The following is a 22,995-nucleotide window of genomic DNA, read 5'->3' on the forward strand; positions in this document are numbered from 1 at the left end:
CCCGGAAGGACCGGCGAAGCAAGGCCCGAATCCAAGGAAAAGGGAGCGATCGGACATGTCCATAGACCGCTTTATTATTAAAAAATTGGACAACTGTCATGAGGAGCATACCAAGGTCAATCTGGTCAAGCTGTTCCAGCTTCGTATTCAGAAGGCCGAGAAGGCCGAGAAAGGCCATTATAAAATTGGCTGACCGCAGAGGCTTCAGACGGCCATCGCGGCTGTGGACAGGCATGCCCGCCGGGCATGCCTTTTTTGATGGGCAGTCTTACGGTCTTAACCGAGCGGAACAACTAATTATGACCGGTTATTGCACTAATCGGGGTGGTATGGAGGAAGAAGGGCATCCCTTATAATGGAAGAGGTTTCACGGCATACATAAGAGGGGTGCTCAATGAGTCAGATTGAAGTCAGCGGTCTGAACAAGGTATTCAGGCAGGCCGTGAAGGAACCGGGTCTGTCCGGAGCGCTTAAGCATTTAATCCGGCCGCAGTATGCAGACAAACATGCGGTCAAGGGAATTGACCTGAAGATTGAAGAAGGAGAGAGCGTCGCTTATGTAGGCCCGAACGGAGCCGGCAAATCGACTACAATCAAAATGATGTGCGGGGTGCTTGTTCCTACCTCGGGGCAGATTCGGGTGAACGGAATAGATCCTTACCGGCAGCGCATGGAGAATGCTGCGGGCATCGGAGCCGTCTTCGGCCAACGGACGCAGCTCTGGTGGGACATTCCGGTTAGGGAATCGCTGAATCTGCTGAAGGACATTTATGAAGTGCCGAGCGGCGATTTCAACCGCAACATGAAAGCGTTCACAGAATTATTGGAGCTGGACGAGTTTCTGCATTTATCGGCGCGCAAGCTGTCGCTTGGCCAGCGAATGCGGGCGGACCTCGCGGCCGCCCTGCTGCACGATCCCCGGATTGTCTATCTGGATGAGCCGACGATCGGACTCGACGTATCGGTCAAGCTGCGCATCCGCAGCTTCATCAAGCAGATGAACCGGGAGAAGGGAACCACCGTCATGCTGACGACCCATGATCTCGGCGATATTGAGGATCTCTGCGAGCGGCTCGTGATAATCGACCGCGGCGTCATCATTTTTGACGGGAGATTGAAAGAGGTCAAGGATGCCTTTGCCAGAGAACGGACGATTCATCTGGAACTGGCTTCTCCGATTCCCGATCCCGGAAGGCTGTTCAGGGATATTCCGGGGCTTGCGCCGGAGGAGGACGGGCCGCTGCGGCTGGCTATCCGCTTCGATCGGTTCCGGATTACGGCCAGTGAAATTGTGAAGAGGGTAATTGCCTGCGCGGAGGTGATCGACTTTCACATCGACGAGCCGGGCATTGAACAGATTATCCGCCAGGTCTATGAAGGGAAGCTGGATTTGAATCTGCCGGAGCCGGCGTACGCGGCGGGAGGCGACCGCCTGAAATGAAGGGATTCAAGAAATACAGGTCGCTTGCCGTATGCGCCATGCAGAACACGTTATCTTACAGGTTGTCCTTTATTCTCAGCTTTCTCGGGAATTTCGTGACGCTGATCGCCATGTTCTATCTGTGGCAGGCGATCTATGCCGGCCAGACGGAGATTGCCGGGTACGGATGGGGAGAGATGAAGACGTATCTGCTGGTCACTTTCTTTGTGAATTCGATGCTGTCCTACTATTCCGAGTCGGGAATTACAGGCAAGGTGATCGACGGTACGGTGGCGATGGACCTGTTGAAACCGATTGACTTCCAAAAAGCGAGGCTTGCCGAATCGCTGGGCTCCTGCGTGCTGGAAGGGATTCTAAGCGCGCTGCTGATCGGAGCAGCGGCAGCGCTCGCCTTCGGCATCCCGATGCCGGAGAACGGGCTTAACGCCGCCCTGTTCGCAGTCAGCCTGCTGTCCTCGATCCTGGTCAAATTCGGACTGATCTACTGCACTGCCATGCTCTGCTTCTACACGACAAGCGGCATCGGCATCATCTGGACCCGGATGGCCGTCACCAATCTGCTCTCCGGCGCACTCGTGCCGCTGGCGTTCTTCCCCGGCTGGCTGAGAACGGCGGCGATGGCGCTGCCTTTCCAGGGCATCGTCAGCACTCCGACGACGATCTTCCTTGGCATGCACTCCCCGGCGCATGCCGCCGAACTGATCGCTATCCAATGGTTCTGGATCGCGGCGCTGTGGCTGCTGGGCAAGCGGCTCTGGAGCTGGGCTGTGCGGCAAATTACAATTCATGGAGGCTAGGATGAAGAAGATGTCATTGCGCCGAATCCTTTTCCTGTACCGACGGCTCTTCACGCAGCAGTTGAAGGCGATTCTGGAATATACATCCGACTTCTATATCATGATCGGAGCGGCGGCTCTGACACAGGTTGTCGGGTTTCTGTTCCTGTGGGTGGTCTTCTCCCGGATTCCGGACATTCAGGGCTGGACGATGTGGGAGGTGGCCTTCATGTATGCGGCTGTGTATTTCTCCGAAGGAATCGGCTCGCTGTTCTTTGAGGGGACCTGGCGGCTGCTGCGGCTGGTGAACATGGGGGAGCTGGACCGTTATCTGGTGCGTCCCGTCCCGCTGGTCCTGCAAGTATTCTGCGCCGGCATCGGCATGAACGGCATCGGCAATGTGCTGATCGGCGGTACGATCATCGGCATGTCCCTGGCCCATATCCGGATCGATTGGAATGTATGGACCGTTCTGGGCGGTCTCGTGATGATGGCTTCGGCGCTGACGATCCGGGTGGCCATCAACCTGGCCGCCAACTGCTCGGCGTTCTGGATCAAGGCGTCCGGCAACGCCTTTCCGCTGATGGTCCACAATCTCAGTGAGTTCGCCAAGTATCCGATTACGATATTCTCGCTTGGCATGCAGCTGTTCATCTCACTGGCCATCCCGTTTGCCTTTGTGAGCTTCTTCCCGGCGGCCGCTCTGCTGGGGGCGGGAGAATGGGCCGTATACGGGTGGCTGGCTCCCCTGGTCGCCGTCTACTGCACGGCAGCCGCGCTCCTGCTCTTCCGTACCGGGCTGAGACGTTATGAGAGCGCAGGCAATTGAGAGACGGCGGAATACGGGAGATAAGCAGACAGACACAAGCGGCAGTTCAGGAAGGCTCTTCCTTGAACTGCCGCTTGTGTCTGTCCCAATGCGGCGCTGTCCGTACTCCCTTACCCTTAATAAAGGGAAAGCGCCAGGGTATCATTCTCGCTATAACTGTGCAATATGGCCTCTGAGCCTTTGATTTCGATGCTTATCAGAGAATTCAAGCATGTTTTGATTGCGTTCTTGCCTTTCTTGATCTTCAGGTCCAGCGCACTGGTCAGCAGACGGAGCACTTTCTGCGTCGGCTGTTTGTTCTCGGTCGTGAAATAGACAGGGATCATCTTGTTCTGGAACGGAATCAGCATCCTCACTTGAAATCACCTTCTTCAAAAGTTATTTCATGACATCATAGTATCCTCCTTATCTTAAATTTACCTTAAAATCAGCTTATGATAACATAAAGAATAAAAGATTCAGCCTGATTCGGAAGGAATAGCCCCCCCCCCCCCGGAGGCCATCCGCACCGGCGTGCCAAATGCATCCGGCAGCCCGCCTTCGGAGGACGGATGTCAGCGGCGCCGCTCGGCAGACAACAGTCTGCGGGAGACGCTGGCCGGCTGGCTGCTCCGTCCTCCTGGGGCTGTTCTCCGGCTCTCTAAGGCTGAAGAACGACGGTAGTATAAGCAGGAAGAGAGAGCGAACCGTCCTTAAGGGATGCCTGCCCGGAAGTGTCGCCAAGAACCGAGGCATACAGAACCCCGTCTGCCGTCTTCTCCAGCTTCACAGTCTGGCTCGATCCGGTCAGATTATGAACCACAAGCGCACGGCCGTCTGCCGCGATACGCTCATAGGCCATTACTCCGGGGTGGCCCGGGCTATATTCCTTAACAGCTCCGTCCCGAAGCGCAGGAGTCGATTCCCGAAGCGCAATCAGCTTGCGGTAATGGCTGAGCAGCGAATCGGCCTTCTGGTTCTCCGACTCGACGCTGGCCCCTCCGGCCGGATTGTTCGCCGCCTGTTCCCAGGTGGTCTGGCCCTGTCCGCTTCCGGACGGGTACCACTGCATCGGCTCGCGGATGCCTTCGTCGGGCTTCTGCCCCCGCATGCCGATCTCTTCCCCGTAATAGATAAACGGATTGCCAGGCAGCGTAAGCTGGATCGCGGCTGCCATTCTCGCATGGTTGGCGTTGTCCTGAAGCTGGGTCATCGACCGGTTGACGTCGTGATTGCCGAGGAAGGTAGCATCGGTGAAGCTGCCCTCCGATACTTTGCCGTAGAGCTTGTACGTCCGTTCGAGAGAGAAGGCGAGGCCATTGTCTTTCTCCGAGCCGGCCGCGCTGAGAATGGACTCGGACAGGCCGAAGTTGAACCCCGAATCAAACGCTTTGTTCAGATAGGCGCCGACTGTGGCCGCCGAATCCTCCCAGACTTCCCCGACCAGATAGACGTTCGGGTTGACCGCAGTCAGGGAACTGCGGAATTCCTGCCACCAGGCCACGTTCTTCGCGGTTGTGGCGTCTCCGCGGTCCGCCGCCGTATCCTCATAGATATGTTTGGCCGCGTCCAGGCGGAAGCCGTCGAGTCCCTGGTCCAGCCAGAACTTGCCGACGGATTTCATCTCTTCCCGAACCTTCGGATTATCGAAATTCAGATCCGGCATCTTCTCCCAGAAGGTAGCCATGTAATGAGAGCCGCGAACGGAATGCCACGGATTGCCCGAGCCGGCTGCGCTGACGCCCTCCGGCGAGCGGCCCTGGTCTTCCGCCCAGACGTACCAGTCCCGGTAAGGGCTCTTGGGGTCGGTTGCGGCCGCCTTGAACCACGGATGCTCGCTGCTGGTATGGTTGACCACCAGGTCCATAATCACCTTGATCCCGCGCTTGTGCGCCTCTGCGACGAGTTCGCGCAAGTCCTCTACCGTGCCGTAATCCGGATTCACGCTCCGGTAGTCGGTCACATCATATCCGTGATAGCTTGGAGACGGATTGATCGGCATGAGCCAGATTCCGCCTACGCCGAGATCGTCGTGCGTGTCGGGATTGCCGTCGTTCAGGTAATCCAGCTTCTCGGTGATCCCCTTGAGATCGCCGATGCCGTCTCCGTTCGAATCGTAGAAGGAACGCACGAAGATTTCATAATAGACGGAGGAAGGCTGTTCATCGATTGCCGTTTCCGCTGCCGAAGGCGCTGCTGCGGCCGGAGCTGCGGAAGCCGGGGACGAGGCTGTAGGCCTGGCCGCAGCTGAAGAAGCGGCAGAGGCATCTTTGTCGTTGCCGGACGAACAGCCGGCGAGCAGAGCAGCGGTAAGCGCGCAGGGCAGAAGCGCCGCTCCGGCTCTGCGCAGATAAGTGGAGTGCATAGTGAAATTAAGTTCTCCTTTCGTAGGGGCGGTACTCTCGCGGCCAGTTTCGTAAGCGTTTTAGAAACCGGCGGATATCGTCATCATACACTTTCCGGCAAACGTTTGCACTTCTTTTTTGCCCTCTCTGAACCGATTGAATCTCCTCCGCATATGATGCCAAAAAAGGGCATCGGCCCGAAAGAACGGAAAGGAGAGAACAGTCCATGAGGAAGACAAAGGATAAAGCCGTTGCGCTCATGCTTGTTGTGCTGATGCTTGCGGGACTCGCCGCCGGCTGCGGGAAGAAGTCCGCCGATGTGAAGATCCGGGTCGGCGAGGTGACGCGTTCCGTGTTCTATGCCCCGGAATATGTGGCGCTGAGCCAGGGCTTTTTTACCGATGAAGGGCTGGACGTGGAGCTGCAGACGATTCCGGGCGGCGACAAGACGATGACTGCACTGCTCTCCGGGGCGATTGACGTAGCGCTGGTAGGCGCGGAAACGTCCATCTATGTATACCAGCAGGGCGCCAAAGACCCGGTCATCAATTTCGCCCAGCTGACGCAGCGGGACGGTACCTTTCTCTTTGCCCGCAAGCCGGACCCCGATTTCAACTGGGAGAAGCTGAAAGGCTCCACCTTTCTGGGGCAACGCCAGGGCGGAATGCCGCAAATGGCGGGAGCTTACACGCTCCATACGAAAGGAATCGATGCGAAGAAGGATCTTACGCTGATCCAGAACATTGACTTTGCCAATATTGCCGGCGCCTTCGCATCCGGGACCGGAGATTATGTACAGCTGTTTGAACCGCAAGCCTCTATCTTCGAGAAGGAGGGGCGGGGAGCCGTAGTCGCCTCGTTCGGCGTGGAGAGCGGCTACCTGCCTTATACGGTGTTCATGGCCAAGAGCAGCTACATCAAGAAGAACCAAGAGGCCGCCGGGAAATTCACGAAGGCGATCGAACGCGCCCAGCGGTGGGTCAAATCGCATGACGCCGGCCAGATTGCGGATGCGGTCATGCCGTATTTTGACAAAACCGACCGGAGCATCGTTGTCTCGGCGATCACCCGCTACAAGGAGCAGGACACCTACGCCGAAGATCCGGTCATCGACGACAAGGAGTGGAACAATCTGCTGGATGTAATGTCCTTCTCGGGCGAACTGAAGAAGAGGGTTCCGGCCTCGGCCATTGTCGACAATTCATTCGCCCGGCAGGCTGTCCGGGACAACGGGGAGTAGCGCCCATGGAACCGGCTATCCGACTGAACGACATCACCCACGCATACCTGGGGGAGCAGGCGGCTTATCTCGCGCTGGAAAAGGTGAATCTGAGCGTCATGCCCGGCGAGTTCGTCAGCCTGGTCGGACCGAGCGGCTGCGGCAAGACGACGCTGCTGTCGATTGTGGCCGGTCTGCTGGTTCCGTCCAGAGGCGAAGCCGGCGTGCTCGGACGCCCGGTGACGGGTCCGTCGCCCGGCGTCGGGTACATGCTGCAGTCGGACTATCTGTTCCCGTGGCGGACCATTCTTGACAATGCTCTCCTCGGGCTGGAGCTGACCGGCCGGCTGGATGAAGCGGGCCGGGAGAAGACGCGGGCGCTGCTTGCCGATATGGGCCTCGGCGGCAAGGAGAACGCGCTGCCCTCGGAGCTCTCGGGCGGCATGCGGCAGCGGGTTGCACTGGTGCGGACGCTCGCGACCGATCCGGCGCTGCTGCTGCTCGACGAGCCGTTCTCCGCGCTCGATTACCAGATCAAGCTTCAGCTTGAGGACCTCGTATCCGAGACGCTCCGCCGCAGGGGAACGACGGCGCTCCTTGTCACCCATGATCTGTCCGAAGCCATTGCCGTCAGCGACCGGGTCGTTCTGCTGGACCGCAACCCGGGCCGGGTCCGGCGCATCTTCGAGATTCCCGCTAGCATCCGGCAGACGCCTCCGCTGTATGCGCGCGATCTGCCGGAGTTCGCCGGTCTGTTCCATCAGGTGTGGAAGGAAATGGAGCAGGCCGGGCAGGAGAATTAATCTTCAATAAGGAGGTGATCGCATGCAGCAAGCGGCCGATGAACATCCGGCGGACGCCGAATCCCGCCAGGCCTGGCTCGAGGACCGGCAGGCTTCGTTCCGGCAGGCGCGCAGACGACGGAAGCGGGCCGTCAATGCCGTCCGGGGAAGTCTGCTGATCCTGCTGTTCGTCTTCTGGGAAGGCGCCGCCCGCCTCGGCTGGATCGATGAGCTATTGTTCAGCAGCCCGGACCGGGTGTTCAGGCAGATTGCTTCCGATATGGCAGACGGAAGTCTGTGGCACCATCTCGGCGTCACATCGGCCGAGACGGCGGCAGGCTTCGTGCTGGGAACCCTGATGGGCACGCTGCTGGCGGTGCTGATCTGGTGGTCTCCTTTTCTGTCCGCGGTGCTGGACCCTTATATGGTCGTCTTCAACAGCATGCCCAAAGTTGCGCTCGGTCCCATCTTTATCGTCATGTTCGGCGCAGGCTTCACTGCCATCGTCGCGACGACCCTGTCGATTACGGTGATCGTGACCACGCTGGTCGTATACAACAGCTTCGTCTCCGTGGACAGCAATTATATCAAGCTTGTGCGCTCATTCGGCGCGTCGCGGCGGCAGGTGTTCGCCAAGGTCATTCTCCCTTCGTCGTATCCGGCCATCGTCTCGACGCTCAAGGTGAATGTCGGCATGTCCTGGGTCGGCGTTATCGTCGGTGAATTTCTGACGGCCAAGAGCGGCCTCGGCTATCTCATCATCTACGGCTTTCAGGTCTTCAACTTCACGCTGGTGATGTCCAGCCTGCTTATCATAGCCGCAGTAGCGACGGCTATGTACCAGGTCGTCGTCTATCTGGAGAAGCTGCTGCTGTCCAGACGGTGAACTCCCCCGGTTGTCGGTCCTTTCAAAATCAAGTACCATGGGAAGGACAGGTACGGGAGGATGAAAGGTATGGGTTTTCGCATCATCAAAACGGCCGCGGCCACGCTGCTGTCGATTCTGCTGGCCGCCGCGGCCGGCATACCGAACGCCCAGAGCGCCGGCCTGCTGGCCATTCTGGGCGTGGAAGTCACACGGAAGCGGAGTCTGAAGACGATCTCCGCCCGTTTTTTTGCCTCGCTTGTCGGACTGGCCTGCGGAACGCTGCTGTTCTGGCTGCTCGGGTTCCATTACTGGGTGCTCGGGCTGTTCGTGCTGCTCGGATTCCCGCTGATCGTCAAGACCGGCTTCAAGGAAGGCATCGTAACCAGCTCGGTTATCGTGTTCCGGGTGTTCGGACAGGCGGAGCTCAGCCTGCATATTCTGCTCCAGCAGGTGCTGCTGCTGGTGATCGGGCTGGGATCTGCCGGTCTGGTGAATCTGGTGTATATGCCGAAGACCGAAGGGCTGATGTACGGCATCCGCCAAGAGGTGGACGGGCTGTTCGCGGTCATCTTCCGGCAGATGGCCGCCACCCTCCGCGACCCCGGCCATGTCTGGGACGGCAGGGAGCTGCTGCTGGCCCAGAAGACGATTGAACAGGGACTGGCCGCAGCGGCCCGCGAGATGGAGAACGCCGTTATCCGGCACGATGAAGCCTGGAACGTCTATTTTTACATGCGAAGAGAACAGCTCGAATCGGTTCAGAATATGCTGCAGCTGCTGTCCCAGGTGTACCGGCACATGCCGCACGGCGATATGACCGCCGAACTGTTCGAGCAGCTCAGCGGAGATGTCGTCGAAGAAGCCTATACCGGGAGAACGGAAATGCTGCTGAACCGGCTGGAGCAGGAGTTCCGGGGCATGGAGCTCCCGGGGACACGGGAAGAATTCGAGGTGCGTTCCGCGATTCTCCAGCTGTGCCGCGAGCTTGCGCTTTATCTCAAAATCGCCAAGGATTACAAGGCGCCGGTCATGCCGCGCAGGGTCCGTTCCTGACGCTCGGTGTCAGACTCGCCCTCCAGAAACTAACAATTGACCGTCCAGATGCCGATATAAAGGTTGGATATTGTGCCTTTTACGACTATTTGAGGTGAGTACAATGGAGAGTTTCAATCATCAGTATCTGGGCAAGGAATTGGCCAGGGATGTGTTCAATCACCGGGGGGTGCTGGTGCTGCCCGCCGCTTCCAGACTGGATGAGAGCAATCTGCGGCTTCTGACCAGCCACCGGATCTATCTGGACCCGAGCGATGTGGCGGACCGGCGGGGGAAATCGAAGGAGTTTCAGAAGGCGGTAGACAGCGGAACGCTCGCCATGGAGCAAATTTTTGAAACGGCCAGACACACCAAGAGCATTCCCATGATGGAGCTGCGTTATGAAGTGCTTCCTTTTATCCAGGCCGTATCGGAGAGCAACGATTTCTACGGTGTGCTGGAGACGCTCCAATCCAAGGACGACTATACCTTCCGGCACAATATCGCCGTCGGCATCCTCTCGACCCTGCTCGGCAAATGGATGGGGCTTGGGCAAGACCATCTTATGCAGCTGACGATTGCGGCTACGCTTCACGACATCGGCAAGGTGGTTATTCCCGAAGAGGTGCTGAACAAGCCCGGCAAGCTGACGAAGGAAGAATTCGACCTGGTCAAACAGCATACCACCTTCGGCTACGAAATTATCCGTAAGACGGTCGGGACGAACCACAATGAAGCGCTGGTCGCCCTTCAGCATCACGAACGCATGGACGGAAGCGGTTATCCGCACGGCATACCGGGCGACCAGCAGCTGGAGATCAGCCGGGTTGTGGCGGTAACCGATGTGTTCCACGCCATGTCGTCGGATCGGCCCTATCACAAGGCGTCCCCGCTTTATGAGATTCTCAGGCAGATGGAGGAGAACGTATTCGGCGTGCTGGACCCGTTCATCTGCCGGTTGTTCATTCATAAAATGATGGAATCGATGGTCGGCAACCTCGCCGAACTCAGCGACGGACGGCTGGGCGAAGTGCTGCTCATCCATTACCACGACCCGCTCCGGCCCTTGCTTCGCGTCGAGGACACCTTCATTGATCTCAGCCGGGAGCGCCAGCTTGAAATGGTCCGGATTATTCAGCGATAACGGTGAAGAAGCTTAATGACGGGCGCTTGGCTCCGAACCAAAAAATACATATCAACAAACGCCCATGTCCTGCATACACATGATAGTGAATGATTGTATGGAGGAGGTTTAAGAATGTCATTAAGCCATAAACGCCAGACCAGGGAAATTATCACCAAAGCGATTTGCGGCAAGGGACGCAAGTTCTCGACCGCCACCCACACCGTAACGCCGCCGCATCATCCCACGAGCATTCTGGGGGCTTGGATCATCAACCACCAGTACGAGGCGGTAGCGGCGGGAAGCGGCATCGAAGTCATCGGGTCCTACGATATTAACATCTGGTATTCGTATGACAAGAACAAGCAGACCGAAGTCGCCAAAGAGACCGTGTCGTATGTAGAGGTCGTGCCGCTCAACTATCTCGATCCGAAGCACCGCGCTTCCACGGCTCAGGTCTCTGCGGAGGCAACGCAGGAACCGAACTGCGTGGAAGCGGGCGTCTCGCCGGGAGGCGGCAGCGTGACGATTCGCGTGGAGCGCGAATTCGAGGCGGAGCTGGTGGCCGAAACGAAAGTCCGTGTTTTTGTCAGCGACCAGACGGACGAGGATGCCGACAAAGATTACGACTTTGAGGAAGACGGCTTTGATTTCGAGGATCTGGACCCCGACGCGCTCGATGATGAACTGTAAGGCCAGCGACACCGCCCGCCGCTGCTGGCGGAAGACGGGAGCGAATTTCAGAGGTAATACATGATATGTACCGAGGGCGGCGGCGTAGAGGGCGGATGCCCTCTTTTTTATCGGAAAAATTCGGGAGGCGCGGAGCATGAACGAAGGAATCGGAGTCTTTCGGGAACTGTCGCGGGAGCAGAGAGAGGAGCGGCTGCGCCGAAGCGGACTTGCGGCGGCACTGGAGAAGGAGAGCGCTGAAGAGGGACGGGAACGGCAGGGAAGGGAGCTGCTGCTGCAAAATCGCGCATCCGGAATGTACCGGCCCCGGGGGAACGCCGAATCGCCGCCGGGGCCCGGCGGTCCGCAGCTGCGCTGCGCGGTGCGGGTTCATGCACTCCGGCCGCTCCAGTACCGGCTGACGGGCGCCGGCGCGGCGATGGGAGCGGCTTCCGTCTGGCGGCCGGCCGCGCTTCCGCTCCCCGGCTGGTCTGCGGAAGCGCTCCCGGGAACCGGGGAGAGGGCGGCGCAAGGCGGAGAGACGGGCCCTCTGCTGCGGCGGGCCTGCCGCACCGCAGTCCGGGCGCTGTATGCGCTCGGGCTTGACAGCGGCGAAGCCGAGCTGGCGGCGCTCGGCGGCGGACGCTTCGCCGTGCTGGCGGTCCGTCCGGCGACGGCGGGCCGGGACGGCCGCCTGCCGGAGCCCTACGCTTCGGCGGAAGCGGCGCTCCGCCGGGCTCTGGCCGGGGAGCCGGGCGGGCGTCCCGGCCTTCTGATGGGCATGGATCCGGAGTTTCTGGTACTCCGGGGGGACACGGGCCGCGTCGTGCCGGCGTCGCGGTATCTGCCCCGGGACGGCGTCGCCGGCTGCGACGCCGGTCCTCCGGGAACGCGCGGCCTGTTCCCGGTCGGCGAGCTGCGCCCGGCCGCGCAGGCGGCGCCGCGCGCGCTGCTGGCGCAGCTCCGGTCCGCCGCCCGCCTGGCGGACCGGCTGATGCCCGACCGCCGGCTGGCCTGGCGCGCGGGAGGGATGCCGCTGCGCGGCTGGGCGCTCGGCGGACATCTGCATTTCAGCGGCGTGCAGCTGACGGCGCCGCTGCTGCGCGCGCTCGACAACTACCTGGCGCTGCCGATGGCGCTGCTTGCGGACAGCCGGGCTTCCGGGCGCTGTCCGCGCTACGGCACGCTCGGGGACTTCCGGCTCCAGCCGCACGGCGGCTTCGAGTACCGGACGCTCCCGAGCTTCCTGGTGTCTCCGTCCGTCGCCGAGGGCGCGGTCCATCTGGGCCATCTGATCGTTGCCCGGTATGAGGAGCTGCGGCTTCGTCCGCTGGACAGCGAGAGGGCGCACCGCGCGTACTATGCCGGCGACAAGGAGCCGCTCCGGGCGGTCTTCCCGGAGCTGGCCGGCGATCTCCGGCGGCTGCCCGGCTATGCGGCGGCCGCGGAAGCGGCCGAGCCGCTGTTCCGCCGGATCGAAGCGGGGCTGTCCTGGGATGAATCGGAGGATGTACGGGAACTGTGGCGCGGGTGTGATATAATAGACAACAGCATGAAGAGGCATGGAGGAGAACCATGGCAAAATACACGCCAATGATCGAACAATATTTGCAGGTCAAGGAAGGGGCGAAAGATGCCTTCCTTTTTTTCCGGCTGGGCGACTTTTATGAAATGTTTTTTGACGATGCCCTGCTGGCTTCCAAGGAGCTGGAGATCACCCTTACCGGCCGCGAAGGCGGCGGAGGCGAGAAGATTCCGATGTGCGGGGTGCCCTACCATTCCGCCGAAGGCTATATCCAGCGTCTGATCGAGAAAGGCTACAAGGTCGCCATCTGCGAGCAGCTCGACGATCCGGCGACGACCAAAGGCATGGTGCGGCGGGACATTGTGCGCGTCGTGACGCCGGGAACGGTCATGGACGGACGGATTGTAGCCGACAAGACCAACAACTATCTCGTCTGCGTGACCGAATTGGAAGGAATGGCCGCCCTGGCCGCATGCGATTTGACCACAGGAGAGCTGTACGTGACCAGTTCGCCGGCGGAGGCCGATTCGCTGCGCGGGGAGATCGGCATCTATGAACCGGCCGAAATTATCGGCGATCCGCAGCTCCTGGAGCTGCTGAAGGGCGAGCCGCTTCCGGGAGCGCGGCCGGTCGTTTACACGCCTTGGGAGAAACGGGGCGACGAGCAGGCCCGAAGCCAGTTCGGCGAAGGGGTCTGGACGCGGCTGGAGAAGGAGCGGGCCCGGTGCGTGGCGCTGCTCATTGCCTACCTGGGTGAGACCCAGCGGCGTTCGCTCGGCCAGCTCAGCCAGATCTCGTCCTACGAACCGGGACACTATATGATTCTCGATCCGTTCACCCGGCGGAATCTGGAGCTGACCGAGACGGTGCGGGAGCGTTCCAAAAAAGGCTCGCTGCTCTGGCTGCTCGACCGCACCGAGACTTCCATGGGCGCGCGCCTGCTGCGCCGCCGGATCGACAAGCCGCTGCTTCAGCGCGCCGCCATCGAGCGGCGCCTGGAAGCGGTGGATCATCTGTATCATCAATTTATTCTGCGCGAGGATCTTCGCCTGGCGCTCAAAGAAATCTACGATCTGGAACGGCTGACGGGCCGGGTCGCCTACGGCAGCGCCAACGGCCGGGACTTGAACGCCCTAAAGTTGTCGCTGGAGCAGATTCCAGCGCTCAAAGAGCTGTGCCTGTCTTCCGGCTCGGCTACGCTCCGGGAGATCGGGGCTGCCATCGACGAATGCGCCGATCTGCGGGAAGTGATCCAGGCGGCCATCGTGGATGATCCGCCGGTGTCGGTCCGCGACGGCGGCATGATCCGGCCGGGCTATCATGAACGTCTGGACGAGCTGCGCAGCGCCAGCACAAGCGGCAAACAGTGGATTGCGGAGCTGGAGGCGCAGGAGCGCCGGATCACCGGCATCAAGTCGCTGAAGATCGGCTACAACAAAGTGTTCGGCTACTATATTGAAGTAACCCGGTCCAACCTCGGAGCGCTGCCCGAGGGAAGGTATGAGCGCAAGCAGACCTTGGCCAACGCCGAGCGCTTTGTCACGCCGGAGCTGAAGGAGAAGGAAGCTCTCATTCTCGAAGCCCAGGATAAAATGACCGATCTGGAGTACAGCCTGTTCTCCGAGCTGCGCGATCTGCTCGGCGCACAGATTCCGCGCCTGCAATCGCTCGCTGAGAAAGTGGCCGAGATCGACGTGTATCAGGGCCTCGCCTCCGTCAGCGCCGAGCAGCGGTTCGTGCGTCCGGCGCTGACGGACGGCTTCGATCTGACGATCGAAGGCGGCCGCCATCCGGTCGTGGAAGCCGTCCTGCGAGACGGCTCGTTCATCGCCAACGGCAGCCGGCTCACGAAGGAAGACGGACGCATTACGCTCATTACCGGCCCCAACATGGCCGGCAAGAGCACCTATATGCGCCAGGTCGCGCTCATCTGCGTGATGGCCCAGATCGGCTGCTTCGTGCCGGCCGACCGGGCGGAGGTTCCGCTGATCGACCGCATCTTCACGCGGATCGGGGCGGCGGACGACCTAATCGGCGGCCAGAGCACCTTCATGGTGGAAATGGCGGATATTCAGGTGATGACCGAGAAGGCGACGCCCCGCAGCCTGATAATCATCGACGAGCTCGGACGCGGAACGTCTACCTCGGAGGGAATGGCGATTGCCCAGGCGGTCATCGAATTCGTCCATCACGAGATCGGCTGCAAAGCGCTGGTATCGACGCATTTTCACGAGCTGGCCCATCTGGAAGACAGTCTGGACAGCCTCCGCAATTATTCCATGGCTGTGCAGGAGAGCGGCGACAAGGTCAACTTCCTGCGCAAGCTCATTCCGGGAGCGGCGGACAGCAGCTACGGCATCTACTGTGCCCGGCTTGCCGGACTGCCGGAGAGCATTATCGGACGAGCCTACGGCCTGCTCCAGGCCATTGAGCAGAGCGCGGCCGAGGTCGGCGCCGCAGCCGCAGCGCCGGCGGTTCCAGGAACCGCCGGAGAGAAGACTCCGGGCGGCGGCATGCCTCTCTCTGCCCCTGCCGCCCCGGAACCGATTGATACCGGCGGAACGCTGACGGACACAGCCGGCAAGGACACGGGCGAAGTCGTGCAGCTCTCGATCTTCGGCGACGAGGAGCCCCGGAAGGGCCGCAAAGGAGCCGCCCTTCCGACGCGCGAGCAGGAGCTTGCCGCCGAGGTGGTGGCGGTTCTCGAGACCGCCGATCTCATGAACATGACGCCGCTTCAGGCGATGCAGCTGCTGAACGATCTGAAGGGCAGAATTCGCAGCCGGTGAACGCTCTGAAGAGCAGAACCCTCAGCCGCAGAATGCCTCAGCGGCCGGTTCCGTCCGGTGTCCACCGGCGTGGACGGGGCTCGTTCCGGAAAGGCAAAGTTTAGGTCCGAGTAAAGGCTGAAATACAAGTACAAGTATGCAGGCCGGAAGAGCGGCAGCGACGCCCGCCGCCGGCCTTAACGGGAGGGATGGCTATGGCCAGAATCCATGTGCTGGATGAACATATCGCGAACCAGATTGCCGCGGGGGAAGTGGTCGAACGGCCGGCCTCCGTCGTCAAGGAGCTGGTGGAGAATGCCATCGACGCCGGGGCGACCCGGATTGAAGTCACGGTGGAAGAAGGCGGACTGCAGCTTATCCGCGTCAAGGACAACGGCTCGGGAATCGAGCCGGAGGATTGCGAAACGGCGTTCTACCGGCACGCGACCAGCAAAATCGTCAGCGGCCGCGACCTGTTCCAGATCACGAGTCTCGGGTTCCGGGGAGAGGCGCTGCCGAGTATCGCGGCGGTAGCCAAAGTCTCGCTCCTGACGGCCGCAGGCGACGACGGCCGCGGCCGTCGTCTGGAGATCGAGGGCGGCCGGCTGGTGACCCATGAGGACGCCGCATCGGCCCGGGGGACGGAGATGACGGTCCGTGAGCTTTTTTACAATACGCCGGCTCGCCTGAAGTACATGAAGAGCATCCAGACCGAGCTGGGACATATCTCGGATGTGATGTACCGGGTGGCGCTTGGGCATCCCGGCATCTCATTCACGCTGCGCCATAACGGCAACCCGCTGCTGCAGACGCTGGGCAGCGGCGACCTGCTGCAGGTGATCGCCGCCGTCTACGGCACATCCGCCGCCAAAGCGATGCTGCCCGTAAGCGCCGAAGATCCGGATTATACGCTGTCGGGCTACATCAGCCGTCCCGAGTGGACGCGCGCGAACCGCAACGGCATTTCGACCATTATCGGAGGGCGCTCTATCCGCAGCGGGGGACTGAACGCCGCCATTCTGCGGGCTTACCACACCCTGCTGCCGATCAACCGCTATCCGCTGCTCGTGCTGAATCTGGACATGCACCCGTCGCTTGTGGACGTCAATGTGCATCCCGCCAAGCTGGAGGTGCGGTTCAGCAAGGAGACGGAGCTGTATGCGTTCGTGGAACGCGAGCTCCGCCAAGTGCTGCTGGGCGAAAATCTGATTCCGCGCCCCGGACGCGAGCCCATCGGCTCCAAAGGCAGCTCGTCTTTTATTCAGGAGCAGTTTGCGTTCTCCAAAGACAGCCGGGACGCTGCGCCGTCCCCGGCTGAAGGCTCCGGCGGCCCGGTCGGGGACGCGGTCGCCGCCCCGCTGCCGGACGTGCCGGCGGCGTCCGGCGCGTCTGTGCCGGACGGCATCGCTCCGTCCGGCAGCCAGCCCGGGCCCGGCGCCGCCCAGGCCCGCCCGCAGCCGCCGGCCTACGGCACCGGCGGCTATCCCGGCGGCGCCCGTTCCGGGGGCGCCGATTCCGCGCCCGCCTCCGGTGGGCGCCCCGCAGCTGCGGCTGCGGCCGGTCCCCGGGGCGCCGGTTACGGCGGCGCCCCGGGGCAGCCGCCCCGGCTGCGGGAACCCGGGGCCGGCTACGGCGCGGCCGCCCGCAGACCCGCCGCCGGGGTGCCCGGCGGCGAAGCGCTGTACGCCCCGGCCGGCGAAGCCGCGGGGCTGCCGCCGTTTCCGGAGCTGGCCTATATCGGCCAGCACCACGGCACCTACATCATCGCCCAAAACGACGAGGGGCTGTATCTGATCGACCAGCACGCCGCCCATGAACGGATCAATTACGAGTATTATTACGAGAAGTTCGGCCGTCCGGCGGATGCGTCGCAGGAACTGCTCTTGCCGATTACGCTTGAGTTCACGCCGTCGGAGAGCCGCCAGCTTGCCGAACGGCTGCCGATCTTCGAGCAGGCCGGGGTCTATCTGGAGCATTTCGGCGGCCAGACCTTCCGGGTCCGCGCGCTGCCGTACTGGTTCCCGCAGGGAGATGAGCGGGAGATTGTGGAGGAGATGGCCGAATGGGTGCTTGGCGAGAGAAATATAGATCTCGCCAAGCTGCGAGAGAAGTCTTCCATCCTCTGCTCCTGCAAGGCGTCGATCAAAGCCAACCAGAAGTTGACCGAGCAGGAAGCCGTGACGCTGCTGGACCGCCTCGCCGCGTGCCGCCAGCCGTACACCTGCCCGCACGGCCGCCCAATCGTCATCTCGTTCACCGCCTACGACCTGGAGAAATTATTCAAACGTGTTATGTAAGCACGCCTTCCCGTAGAAAGATATTCCTTGTTCGCAGAACGGGAAAAACACCGCAGGGTGCGACAAGATAAAGTCACTAGGCGTGCAAGCCGCACGCCTTCCCGGAGAGAGATACTCCATATTCGCAGATTGGGAAAAACAACGGATAACGCAATTCAGATAAAGTCACTAGGCGTGCAAGCCGCCCGCCTTCCCGTAGAAAGATATTCCTTGTTCGCAGAACGGGAAAAACACCGCAGGGTGCGACAAGATAAAGTCACTAGGCGTGCAAGCCGCCCGCCTTCCCGTAGAAAGATACTCCTTGTTCGCAGAACGGGAAAAACAACGGATAACGCAATTCAGATAAAGTCACTAGGCGTAACAGAATCAAGTATAGTATCAACGGATTACCCGCTGCCGGTTGCCCGGGCGGGAGAAAGCGAGGCTTCATGATTATTACTACCGGGGACCGCCCCCAGCCCGAAGTGGTCCGGCGGGCGGAGCAGCTTGCCGCCGAGGTGGGAGCGCCTTACGTTCCGCGCGGCCACTTCTCGATAGCCAAACTGTCCGCCAGCCGGGACGGGGCCGAGGTGCTTGTGGTTCTGCAGGAGGCCGTCCGGCTTCTCCGTCCTGGACGTCCGCCGCTGGAGTTCCATCCCAGCATGGGGTTCGTCCGCGCCAAGCGCATTCTCCGCGGCGAGGGGGACCCGATGCTGGAAGCGGCGGACATGAGGCCCGGCGACAGCGTGCTGGACTGCACGGCCGGCCTCGGTACGGATTCCCTGTTGTTCGCCGTGTACGGCGGTCCGGAATCCGCGGTGACGGCGCTGGAGAGCTCGCTTGCGCTGCATGCGCTTCTGAAGGAGGGCATGACCTCGTACCGGTCGGGACTTGCGCCGGTTGACGACGCGCTGCGGCGCATCCGTGTCGTCCGCAGCGAGCATCTAGAATATATGCGGAGCCTTCCGGAGAAGAGCCTCGACATTGTGTATTTCGATCCGATGTTCCGGGAACCGCTGGAGGACTCTTCAGCGATTTCGCCGCTTCGCGCCTATGCGAACGACGCGGCGCTGTCGGAGGAGAGCGTCCGGGAGGCGGTTCGGGTCGCCCGCAAGCGGGTGATATTGAAGGAGAAGAAGGGCAGCAGCGAGTTCCGCCGCCTCGGTTTTGACGAAGAGGCCCGGAATCATGCCAAAACCTCATATGGAGTGATACGGATTGACGATTAACGAAGACCGGGCTTCCGCAAGAGAGGCCCCGCAGCCGGACAAACCGCGCCTGCTTGTGCTGGTCGGTCCGACGGCGGTCGGCAAGACGAAGCTCAGCGTTGCGCTGGCCAAGGCGTTCAACTGTGAAATCATTTCAGGGGATTCCATGCAGGTCTACCGGGGGATGGATATCGGCACGGCCAAAATCCGGCCGGAGGAAATGGACGGTGTTCCCCATCATCTGATCGACATCCGCAGCCCCGACGAGCCTTATTCCGCCGCCGACTTCCAGACGGAAGCCCGGCAGCGGATTGCCGAGATTACAGAACGGGGCCGCCTGCCGTTCATTGTAGGCGGTACAGGACTCTATATTGAGTCACTGTGCTACCATTTTCATTTCTCGAGCGTATCGGCCGACGAAGCGTTCCGTGACGAACAGGAGCGCTTCGCGGAGGAACACGGAAATGCGGCGCTGCATGGCCGGCTGGCCGAAGCGGACCCCGCCGCGGCAGCCCGGCTGCATCCCAATGACCGGCGGCGCGTAATCCGGGCGCTGGAAATTGCGCTCCAGGGAGGGCAACGGGAGGCGGAAAGTCTGGCGGGACGGGAACGGGAGCCGCTCTACGATCTCTGCCTGCTCGGTTTGACAATGGACCGGCAAATGCTATATAACCGTATTGAAGACCGGATTGACGAAATGCTGGAAGAAGGACTGGAAGACGAAGTCGGACGGCTTCTGTCCCGGGGCTATGAACGGTCGCTCCCCAGCATGCAGGGGCTGGGCTACAAAGAGATCGCCGCCTGGCTTCAGGGCGAGACGACGCGGGAAGAAGCGGTGGCGCTGCTGAAGCGCGACACCCGCCGTTTTGCCAAACGCCAGCTCTCGTGGTTCCGTCATATGCGCGACATCCACTGGATCGACGTCTCGGACGGGTCAAATTTTTCCGGGAGTTTTGCAGATTTAAGTGCTATAATAGCAGGAAAGTTTCGCTGATTTCTTGAATATACTTTCCGAACAATCTAATCGAACCATTGGGGGTACGGCTGATGAACAAATCCATTAACATCCAAGACACGTTCTTGAACCAACTGCGCAAAGAAAATATACCGGCTACCGTCTATCTGACCAACGGCTTTCAGATTCGCGGAATCATCAAGGCGTTCGATAACTTCACGATCGTGATCGACAGCGACGGACGCCAGCAGATGGTGTACAAGCATGCCATCTCCACCTTCACACCGCAGCGCAGCGTATCCCTGCTTCAGGACAACAACAGCCCCGAGGAATAGGAGCCGTACCGGTTTGAAATGAAACTTTTACGTGTGATCGTCGTTTGAATAAGGGGTGAGAGAGCAACCTGTGAAGGTTGTTCTTTTCATTCGGCGGCATATATTCGGCAACAGCTGTTCCACAACCCTAAGGGAGTCAGGAGGCATCATGTCTAGAGAAGAATTGTCAAGGGTGAAGCGCAATCCGAGCGTATACCGCCGGGAGGCCGGCGGAGGCGGAGGAAAGGGCGGAGGAGGCAACGGCGGACCGCCCAAGAAGAAAAAGAAGCGGCTGACCCGCAAACGGGTGCTCTGGACGCTCTTTTTTGCGACGGCTCTGGCTGTATTGCTGGCCATGGGCGGCTACCTGTTCATCACGCTCAGCGGCGAGAAGCTGCTGAACGAGAATCAGGATAAGCTGACGGTCAATCCGCCGACGAAGATTTATGACCGCAACGCCAATCTGATCGCCGAGCTCTCTCTGGAGAAGATCGACCCTGTCGAGAGCGACAAGATCCCGGACCTCATCAAGCAGGCGTTCGTCGCCACCGAGGACAAGCGCTTTTACGAGCACAAAGGGGTGGATCTCTGGTCGATCGGCCGCGCAGCGGCCAAGGACGTGGTGGCCCGCAGCATGGTGGAGGGCGGCAGTACCATTACGCAGCAGCTCGCGAAGAATATCTTTCTGACACGCGACAAGACGTTCTTCCGCAAAGCGACGGAGATGTCGATTGCGATGGCGCTGGAGCGCCAGAAGACCAAAGACCAGATTCTGACGATGTATTTGAACCGCATTAACTTCGGCGGTACGGTGTACGGCATCAAGGCGGCGTCCGAACGCTACTTCGGCCAAAGCGATCTGAACCAGCTCAAACTCTGGCAAATCGCTACGCTGGCGGCCATGCCGAAGGGGCCTTCCCGCTACAATCCGCTGAAGAATCCCGAGCTCTCCAAGGAGCGCCGCGGCGTCGTGCTGGAACTGATGTATCAGCAGGGCTATATTACGGAGCAGGAGCGCGATGAGGCCAAGGCGGTCAACTACAACTACAAGCCGCCGGAGAAGAAGCAGAAGTACCAGGCTTTCATCGACTTTGCCATCGACGAGGCCGAAGACAAGTTCGGGCTTACGGAGGACGACCTCAACATCGGCGGATACAAGATCTATACGACGATGGACAAGGACGCCCAGCAGACGGTGGAGGATGCCTTCGCCGACAGCGATAATTTTGAGAAAAGCGTTGACGATAAGCCCGTCCAGGGCTCTATGGTCATCATCAACCAGGACAACGGCAGCATTGTGGCGCTGCTCGGCGGACGCAATTACGAGAAGAAGGGCTACAGCCGCGTGACGGGCAGCCGGCGTTCGCCGGGATCGTCGATCAAGCCGCTGGTGGCTTATGCGCCCGCCCTGGAATCCGGCAAGTTCACGATGGAATCCTCGGTCAGCAACGAGAAGCAGTGCTTCGGCGACTATTGTCCGACCAACCTGCACGGCTACTCGAAGTCGATCAGCATGAGCGAAGCGCTGACGAAGTCGGAGAATATTCCGGCGGTCTGGCTGCTGAACGAGATCGGCGTCAACACTGGATTCAAATTCGCCCGTCAGCTCGGCCTTACGCTCAGCGACACCGACAACAATCTGTCGCTTGCGCTCGGCGGGATGGAGAAGGGAACGAATACGCTGGAGATGGCGCAGGCCTACACCGCCTTTGCCACCGGCGGCGAGCTTCGTGAAGCCTATGCCATTAAGTCGATTCAGGACAGCAGCGGCAGCACGGTCTACAAAGCCGACACTACCGCCAAGCGCGTCATGAAGGAGAGCACCGCCTATCAGATGACCGAAATGATGCAGGAGGTTGTGCAGAGCGGCACCGGCCGCAAAGCCCGGATCGACCGTCCGGTCGCCGGCAAGACCGGTACGACGCAGAGCGGATACTCAGGCGTGAGCTCCAACCGCGACGTCTGGTTCGTCGGCTACACGCCGGAGCTGACCGCTGCCGTCTGGATGGGCTATGACGACCCTGACCGTCAGCATCTGCTGAAGAACAGCAGTCCGCTGGCCGCTGCCTTCTGGGGCAAGGTGATGGAGAAGGTCGTTCAGAACTATCCGGCCAAGTCGTTCCCGAAGCCTGACAATCTCAAGCTTCCTTCCCCGTCGCCGACGGAGAACCCGAACGAGCCGGTAACCGGACTTTCCGCTTCCTATGACGCTTCGACCGGTACCGTCAATCTTGCCTGGCAGCCGGTCGCGGCAGCAGGAGCTGAATACCGGATTTACCGGAAGGAGTCTTCGGAGTCCGATTTCACGCTCCTCCTGAGCACGATGACTCCGGGCGCCGGTGACCTCAGTGCCATGGCCGGTCTGACGTACGAATACTATGTAACGGCTTATTATTCGGACACCCAGACGGAGAGCGATCCGTCGAACAAGGTGACGGTGCTCGTGGAAGGCGCTTCGCCTTCACCGTCGGCTTCGCCTTCGGCCTCGCCGCCGCCTTCGGTTCCGCCGACCGACGATCAGAGCGGCGTTGTACAGCCGGGCGGCGAGCAGGGCAGTCCGGACGCGGGCGGAGAGAACGGAGGAGGCGAGATTACGCCTCCGGCCGTATCGGTTCCGCCGTCGCCGAGTCCTTCACCGTCGCCGAGTGCCGGCGATCCGGCAGCTGCGCCCGCCGGAGAACCGGCCGCCCCGGACAACGGGGCGAAAGAGGGCCAGACCGGCCCTGCCAGCGGCCGGGGCAAAGGCCAGGGCAACGGACAAGGCAACGGCAATGGCCTTGGAGTCGGAGATGCCCAGCCGGTCGACGGACTGGGCGGTTAACGGGACGGTCCGGCGGCCCAATGCCGGCCTATCATTGAATCATCACGGGCTCCCGCTTGAAG

Annotated in this window: 19 protein-coding genes; 17 read left to right on the forward strand and 2 right to left on the reverse strand. The window is 60.8% G+C overall.

Going from position 1 to position 22,995, the window contains the following annotated elements:
* Positions 1 to 55 precede the first annotated feature (55 nt).
* From RBI05_RS05800 to RBI05_RS05815, 4 genes are all read left to right on the forward strand, one after another.
* A complete protein-coding gene (locus RBI05_RS05800; protein WP_191089489.1) occupies positions 56 to 193 on the forward strand; it encodes a hypothetical protein in 138 nt (45 codons plus the stop codon).
* 201 nt (positions 194 to 394) lie between these two features.
* Positions 395 to 1,441 carry an ABC transporter ATP-binding protein gene (locus RBI05_RS05805; RefSeq protein ID WP_310550391.1) on the forward strand — a complete coding sequence of 349 codons (1,047 nt, stop codon included), beginning with the start codon at positions 395 to 397 and terminating at the stop codon, positions 1,439 to 1,441.
* On the forward strand, positions 1,438 to 2,238 hold the full coding sequence (locus tag RBI05_RS05810; protein WP_310550392.1) for an ABC transporter permease: 801 nt from the start codon (positions 1,438 to 1,440) through the stop codon (positions 2,236 to 2,238). The genes RBI05_RS05805 and RBI05_RS05810 overlap by 4 nt, the downstream gene beginning before the upstream one ends.
* Before the next feature lies 1 nt (position 2,239).
* Positions 2,240 to 3,046 carry an ABC transporter permease gene (locus RBI05_RS05815; RefSeq protein WP_223879789.1) on the forward strand — a complete coding sequence of 269 codons (807 nt, stop codon included), beginning with the start codon at positions 2,240 to 2,242 and terminating at the stop codon, positions 3,044 to 3,046.
* Between the two features lie 116 nt (positions 3,047 to 3,162).
* On the opposite strand, the gene RBI05_RS05820 is transcribed toward RBI05_RS05815, so the two are convergent.
* Together RBI05_RS05820 and RBI05_RS05825 are read right to left on the reverse strand one after the other, a co-directional pair.
* Entirely contained in the window at positions 3,163 to 3,402 is a 240-nt protein-coding gene (locus RBI05_RS05820; protein ID WP_150457315.1) for a hypothetical protein, read from the reverse strand.
* 284 nt (positions 3,403 to 3,686) lie between these two features.
* The gene (locus tag RBI05_RS05825; protein WP_310550393.1) at positions 3,687 to 5,390 is read right to left on the reverse strand and encodes an alpha-amylase family glycosyl hydrolase; all 1,704 of its coding nucleotides are present in this window, start codon (positions 5,388 to 5,390) and stop codon (positions 3,687 to 3,689) included.
* Between the two features lie 206 nt (positions 5,391 to 5,596).
* Between RBI05_RS05825 and RBI05_RS05830 the strand changes: the two genes are divergently transcribed.
* The 13 genes from RBI05_RS05830 to RBI05_RS05890 all read left to right on the forward strand — a co-directional run bounded on the left by RBI05_RS05830 (position 5,597) and on the right by RBI05_RS05890 (position 22,933).
* A complete protein-coding gene (locus RBI05_RS05830) occupies positions 5,597 to 6,610 on the forward strand; it encodes an ABC transporter substrate-binding protein (RefSeq protein ID WP_310550394.1) in 1,014 nt (337 codons plus the stop codon).
* Between the two features lie 5 nt (positions 6,611 to 6,615).
* On the forward strand, positions 6,616 to 7,392 hold the full coding sequence (locus RBI05_RS05835) for an ABC transporter ATP-binding protein (RefSeq protein ID WP_150457318.1): 777 nt from the start codon (positions 6,616 to 6,618) through the stop codon (positions 7,390 to 7,392).
* 22 nt (positions 7,393 to 7,414) lie between these two features.
* Entirely contained in the window at positions 7,415 to 8,257 is an 843-nt protein-coding gene (locus RBI05_RS05840) for an ABC transporter permease (protein ID WP_310550395.1), read from the forward strand.
* Positions 8,258 to 8,326: 69 nt separating this feature from the next.
* Positions 8,327 to 9,292, forward strand: coding sequence for an aromatic acid exporter family protein (locus RBI05_RS05845; protein ID WP_150457320.1), 966 nt, complete (start codon positions 8,327 to 8,329; stop codon positions 9,290 to 9,292).
* A gap of 103 nt (positions 9,293 to 9,395) precedes the next feature.
* On the forward strand, positions 9,396 to 10,415 hold the full coding sequence (locus tag RBI05_RS05850) for an HD-GYP domain-containing protein (protein ID WP_310550396.1): 1,020 nt from the start codon (positions 9,396 to 9,398) through the stop codon (positions 10,413 to 10,415).
* A 114-nt stretch (positions 10,416 to 10,529) separates the two neighbouring features.
* Positions 10,530 to 11,087: an outer spore coat protein CotE gene (locus RBI05_RS05855; RefSeq protein ID WP_150457322.1), complete on the forward strand. Its 558-nt coding sequence runs from the start codon at positions 10,530 to 10,532 to the stop codon at positions 11,085 to 11,087.
* Between the two features lie 136 nt (positions 11,088 to 11,223).
* On the forward strand, positions 11,224 to 12,663 hold the full coding sequence (locus RBI05_RS05860; protein WP_310550397.1) for a putative amidoligase domain-containing protein: 1,440 nt from the start codon (positions 11,224 to 11,226) through the stop codon (positions 12,661 to 12,663).
* A complete protein-coding gene (gene mutS / locus RBI05_RS05865; protein ID WP_310550398.1) occupies positions 12,642 to 15,380 on the forward strand; it encodes a DNA mismatch repair protein MutS in 2,739 nt (912 codons plus the stop codon). Before RBI05_RS05860 ends, mutS begins: the two co-directional genes overlap by 22 nt.
* A gap of 194 nt (positions 15,381 to 15,574) precedes the next feature.
* Entirely contained in the window at positions 15,575 to 17,656 is a 2,082-nt protein-coding gene (mutL, locus tag RBI05_RS05870; protein ID WP_310550399.1) for a DNA mismatch repair endonuclease MutL, read from the forward strand.
* A 428-nt stretch (positions 17,657 to 18,084) separates the two neighbouring features.
* A complete protein-coding gene (locus RBI05_RS05875) occupies positions 18,085 to 18,864 on the forward strand; it encodes a class I SAM-dependent methyltransferase (protein ID WP_310550400.1) in 780 nt (259 codons plus the stop codon).
* Positions 18,854 to 19,837, forward strand: a complete 984-nt coding sequence (gene miaA, locus RBI05_RS05880; protein ID WP_310550401.1) for a tRNA (adenosine(37)-N6)-dimethylallyltransferase MiaA — start codon at positions 18,854 to 18,856, stop codon at positions 19,835 to 19,837. The genes RBI05_RS05875 and miaA overlap by 11 nt, the downstream gene beginning before the upstream one ends.
* Before the next feature lie 53 nt (positions 19,838 to 19,890).
* The gene (gene hfq, locus RBI05_RS05885) at positions 19,891 to 20,133 is read left to right on the forward strand and encodes an RNA chaperone Hfq (RefSeq protein WP_150457327.1); all 243 of its coding nucleotides are present in this window, start codon (positions 19,891 to 19,893) and stop codon (positions 20,131 to 20,133) included.
* Positions 20,134 to 20,281: 148 nt separating this feature from the next.
* A complete protein-coding gene (locus RBI05_RS05890; RefSeq protein WP_310550402.1) occupies positions 20,282 to 22,933 on the forward strand; it encodes a transglycosylase domain-containing protein in 2,652 nt (883 codons plus the stop codon).
* The last annotated feature ends 62 nt before the right edge of the window (positions 22,934 to 22,995 follow it).

It is taken from the genome of Paenibacillus glufosinatiresistens (assembly GCF_031470375.1).
GTDB classification, from domain to species: domain Bacteria; phylum Bacillota; class Bacilli; order Paenibacillales; family Paenibacillaceae; genus Paenibacillus_AQ; species Paenibacillus_AQ glufosinatiresistens.

What these genes read in the sequence shown, in the direction of transcription:
- RBI05_RS05800 (WP_191089489.1), top strand. Translation starts at nt 56, where the DNA reads ATGTCCATAGACCGCTTTATTATTAAAAAATTGGACAACTGTCATGAG.
- RBI05_RS05805 (WP_310550391.1), top strand. Translation starts at nt 395, where the DNA reads ATGAGTCAGATTGAAGTCAGCGGTCTGAACAAGGTATTCAGGCAGGCC.
- RBI05_RS05810 (WP_310550392.1), top strand. Translation starts at nt 1,438, where the DNA reads ATGAAGGGATTCAAGAAATACAGGTCGCTTGCCGTATGCGCCATGCAG.
- RBI05_RS05815 (WP_223879789.1), top strand. Translation starts at nt 2,240, where the DNA reads ATGAAGAAGATGTCATTGCGCCGAATCCTTTTCCTGTACCGACGGCTC.
- RBI05_RS05825 (WP_310550393.1), bottom strand. Translation starts at nt 5,390, where the DNA reads ATGCACTCCACTTATCTGCGCAGAGCCGGAGCGGCGCTTCTGCCCTGC.
- RBI05_RS05830 (WP_310550394.1), top strand. Translation starts at nt 5,597, where the DNA reads ATGAGGAAGACAAAGGATAAAGCCGTTGCGCTCATGCTTGTTGTGCTG.
- RBI05_RS05835 (WP_150457318.1), top strand. Translation starts at nt 6,616, where the DNA reads ATGGAACCGGCTATCCGACTGAACGACATCACCCACGCATACCTGGGG.
- RBI05_RS05840 (WP_310550395.1), top strand. Translation starts at nt 7,415, where the DNA reads ATGCAGCAAGCGGCCGATGAACATCCGGCGGACGCCGAATCCCGCCAG.
- RBI05_RS05845 (WP_150457320.1), top strand. Translation starts at nt 8,327, where the DNA reads ATGGGTTTTCGCATCATCAAAACGGCCGCGGCCACGCTGCTGTCGATT.
- RBI05_RS05850 (WP_310550396.1), top strand. Translation starts at nt 9,396, where the DNA reads ATGGAGAGTTTCAATCATCAGTATCTGGGCAAGGAATTGGCCAGGGAT.
- RBI05_RS05855 (WP_150457322.1), top strand. Translation starts at nt 10,530, where the DNA reads ATGTCATTAAGCCATAAACGCCAGACCAGGGAAATTATCACCAAAGCG.
- RBI05_RS05860 (WP_310550397.1), top strand. Translation starts at nt 11,224, where the DNA reads ATGAACGAAGGAATCGGAGTCTTTCGGGAACTGTCGCGGGAGCAGAGA.
- mutS (WP_310550398.1), top strand. Translation starts at nt 12,642, where the DNA reads ATGGCAAAATACACGCCAATGATCGAACAATATTTGCAGGTCAAGGAA.
- mutL (WP_310550399.1), top strand. Translation starts at nt 15,575, where the DNA reads ATGGCCAGAATCCATGTGCTGGATGAACATATCGCGAACCAGATTGCC.
- RBI05_RS05875 (WP_310550400.1), top strand. Translation starts at nt 18,085, where the DNA reads ATGATTATTACTACCGGGGACCGCCCCCAGCCCGAAGTGGTCCGGCGG.
- hfq (WP_150457327.1), top strand. Translation starts at nt 19,891, where the DNA reads ATGAACAAATCCATTAACATCCAAGACACGTTCTTGAACCAACTGCGC.
- RBI05_RS05890 (WP_310550402.1), top strand. Translation starts at nt 20,282, where the DNA reads ATGTCTAGAGAAGAATTGTCAAGGGTGAAGCGCAATCCGAGCGTATAC.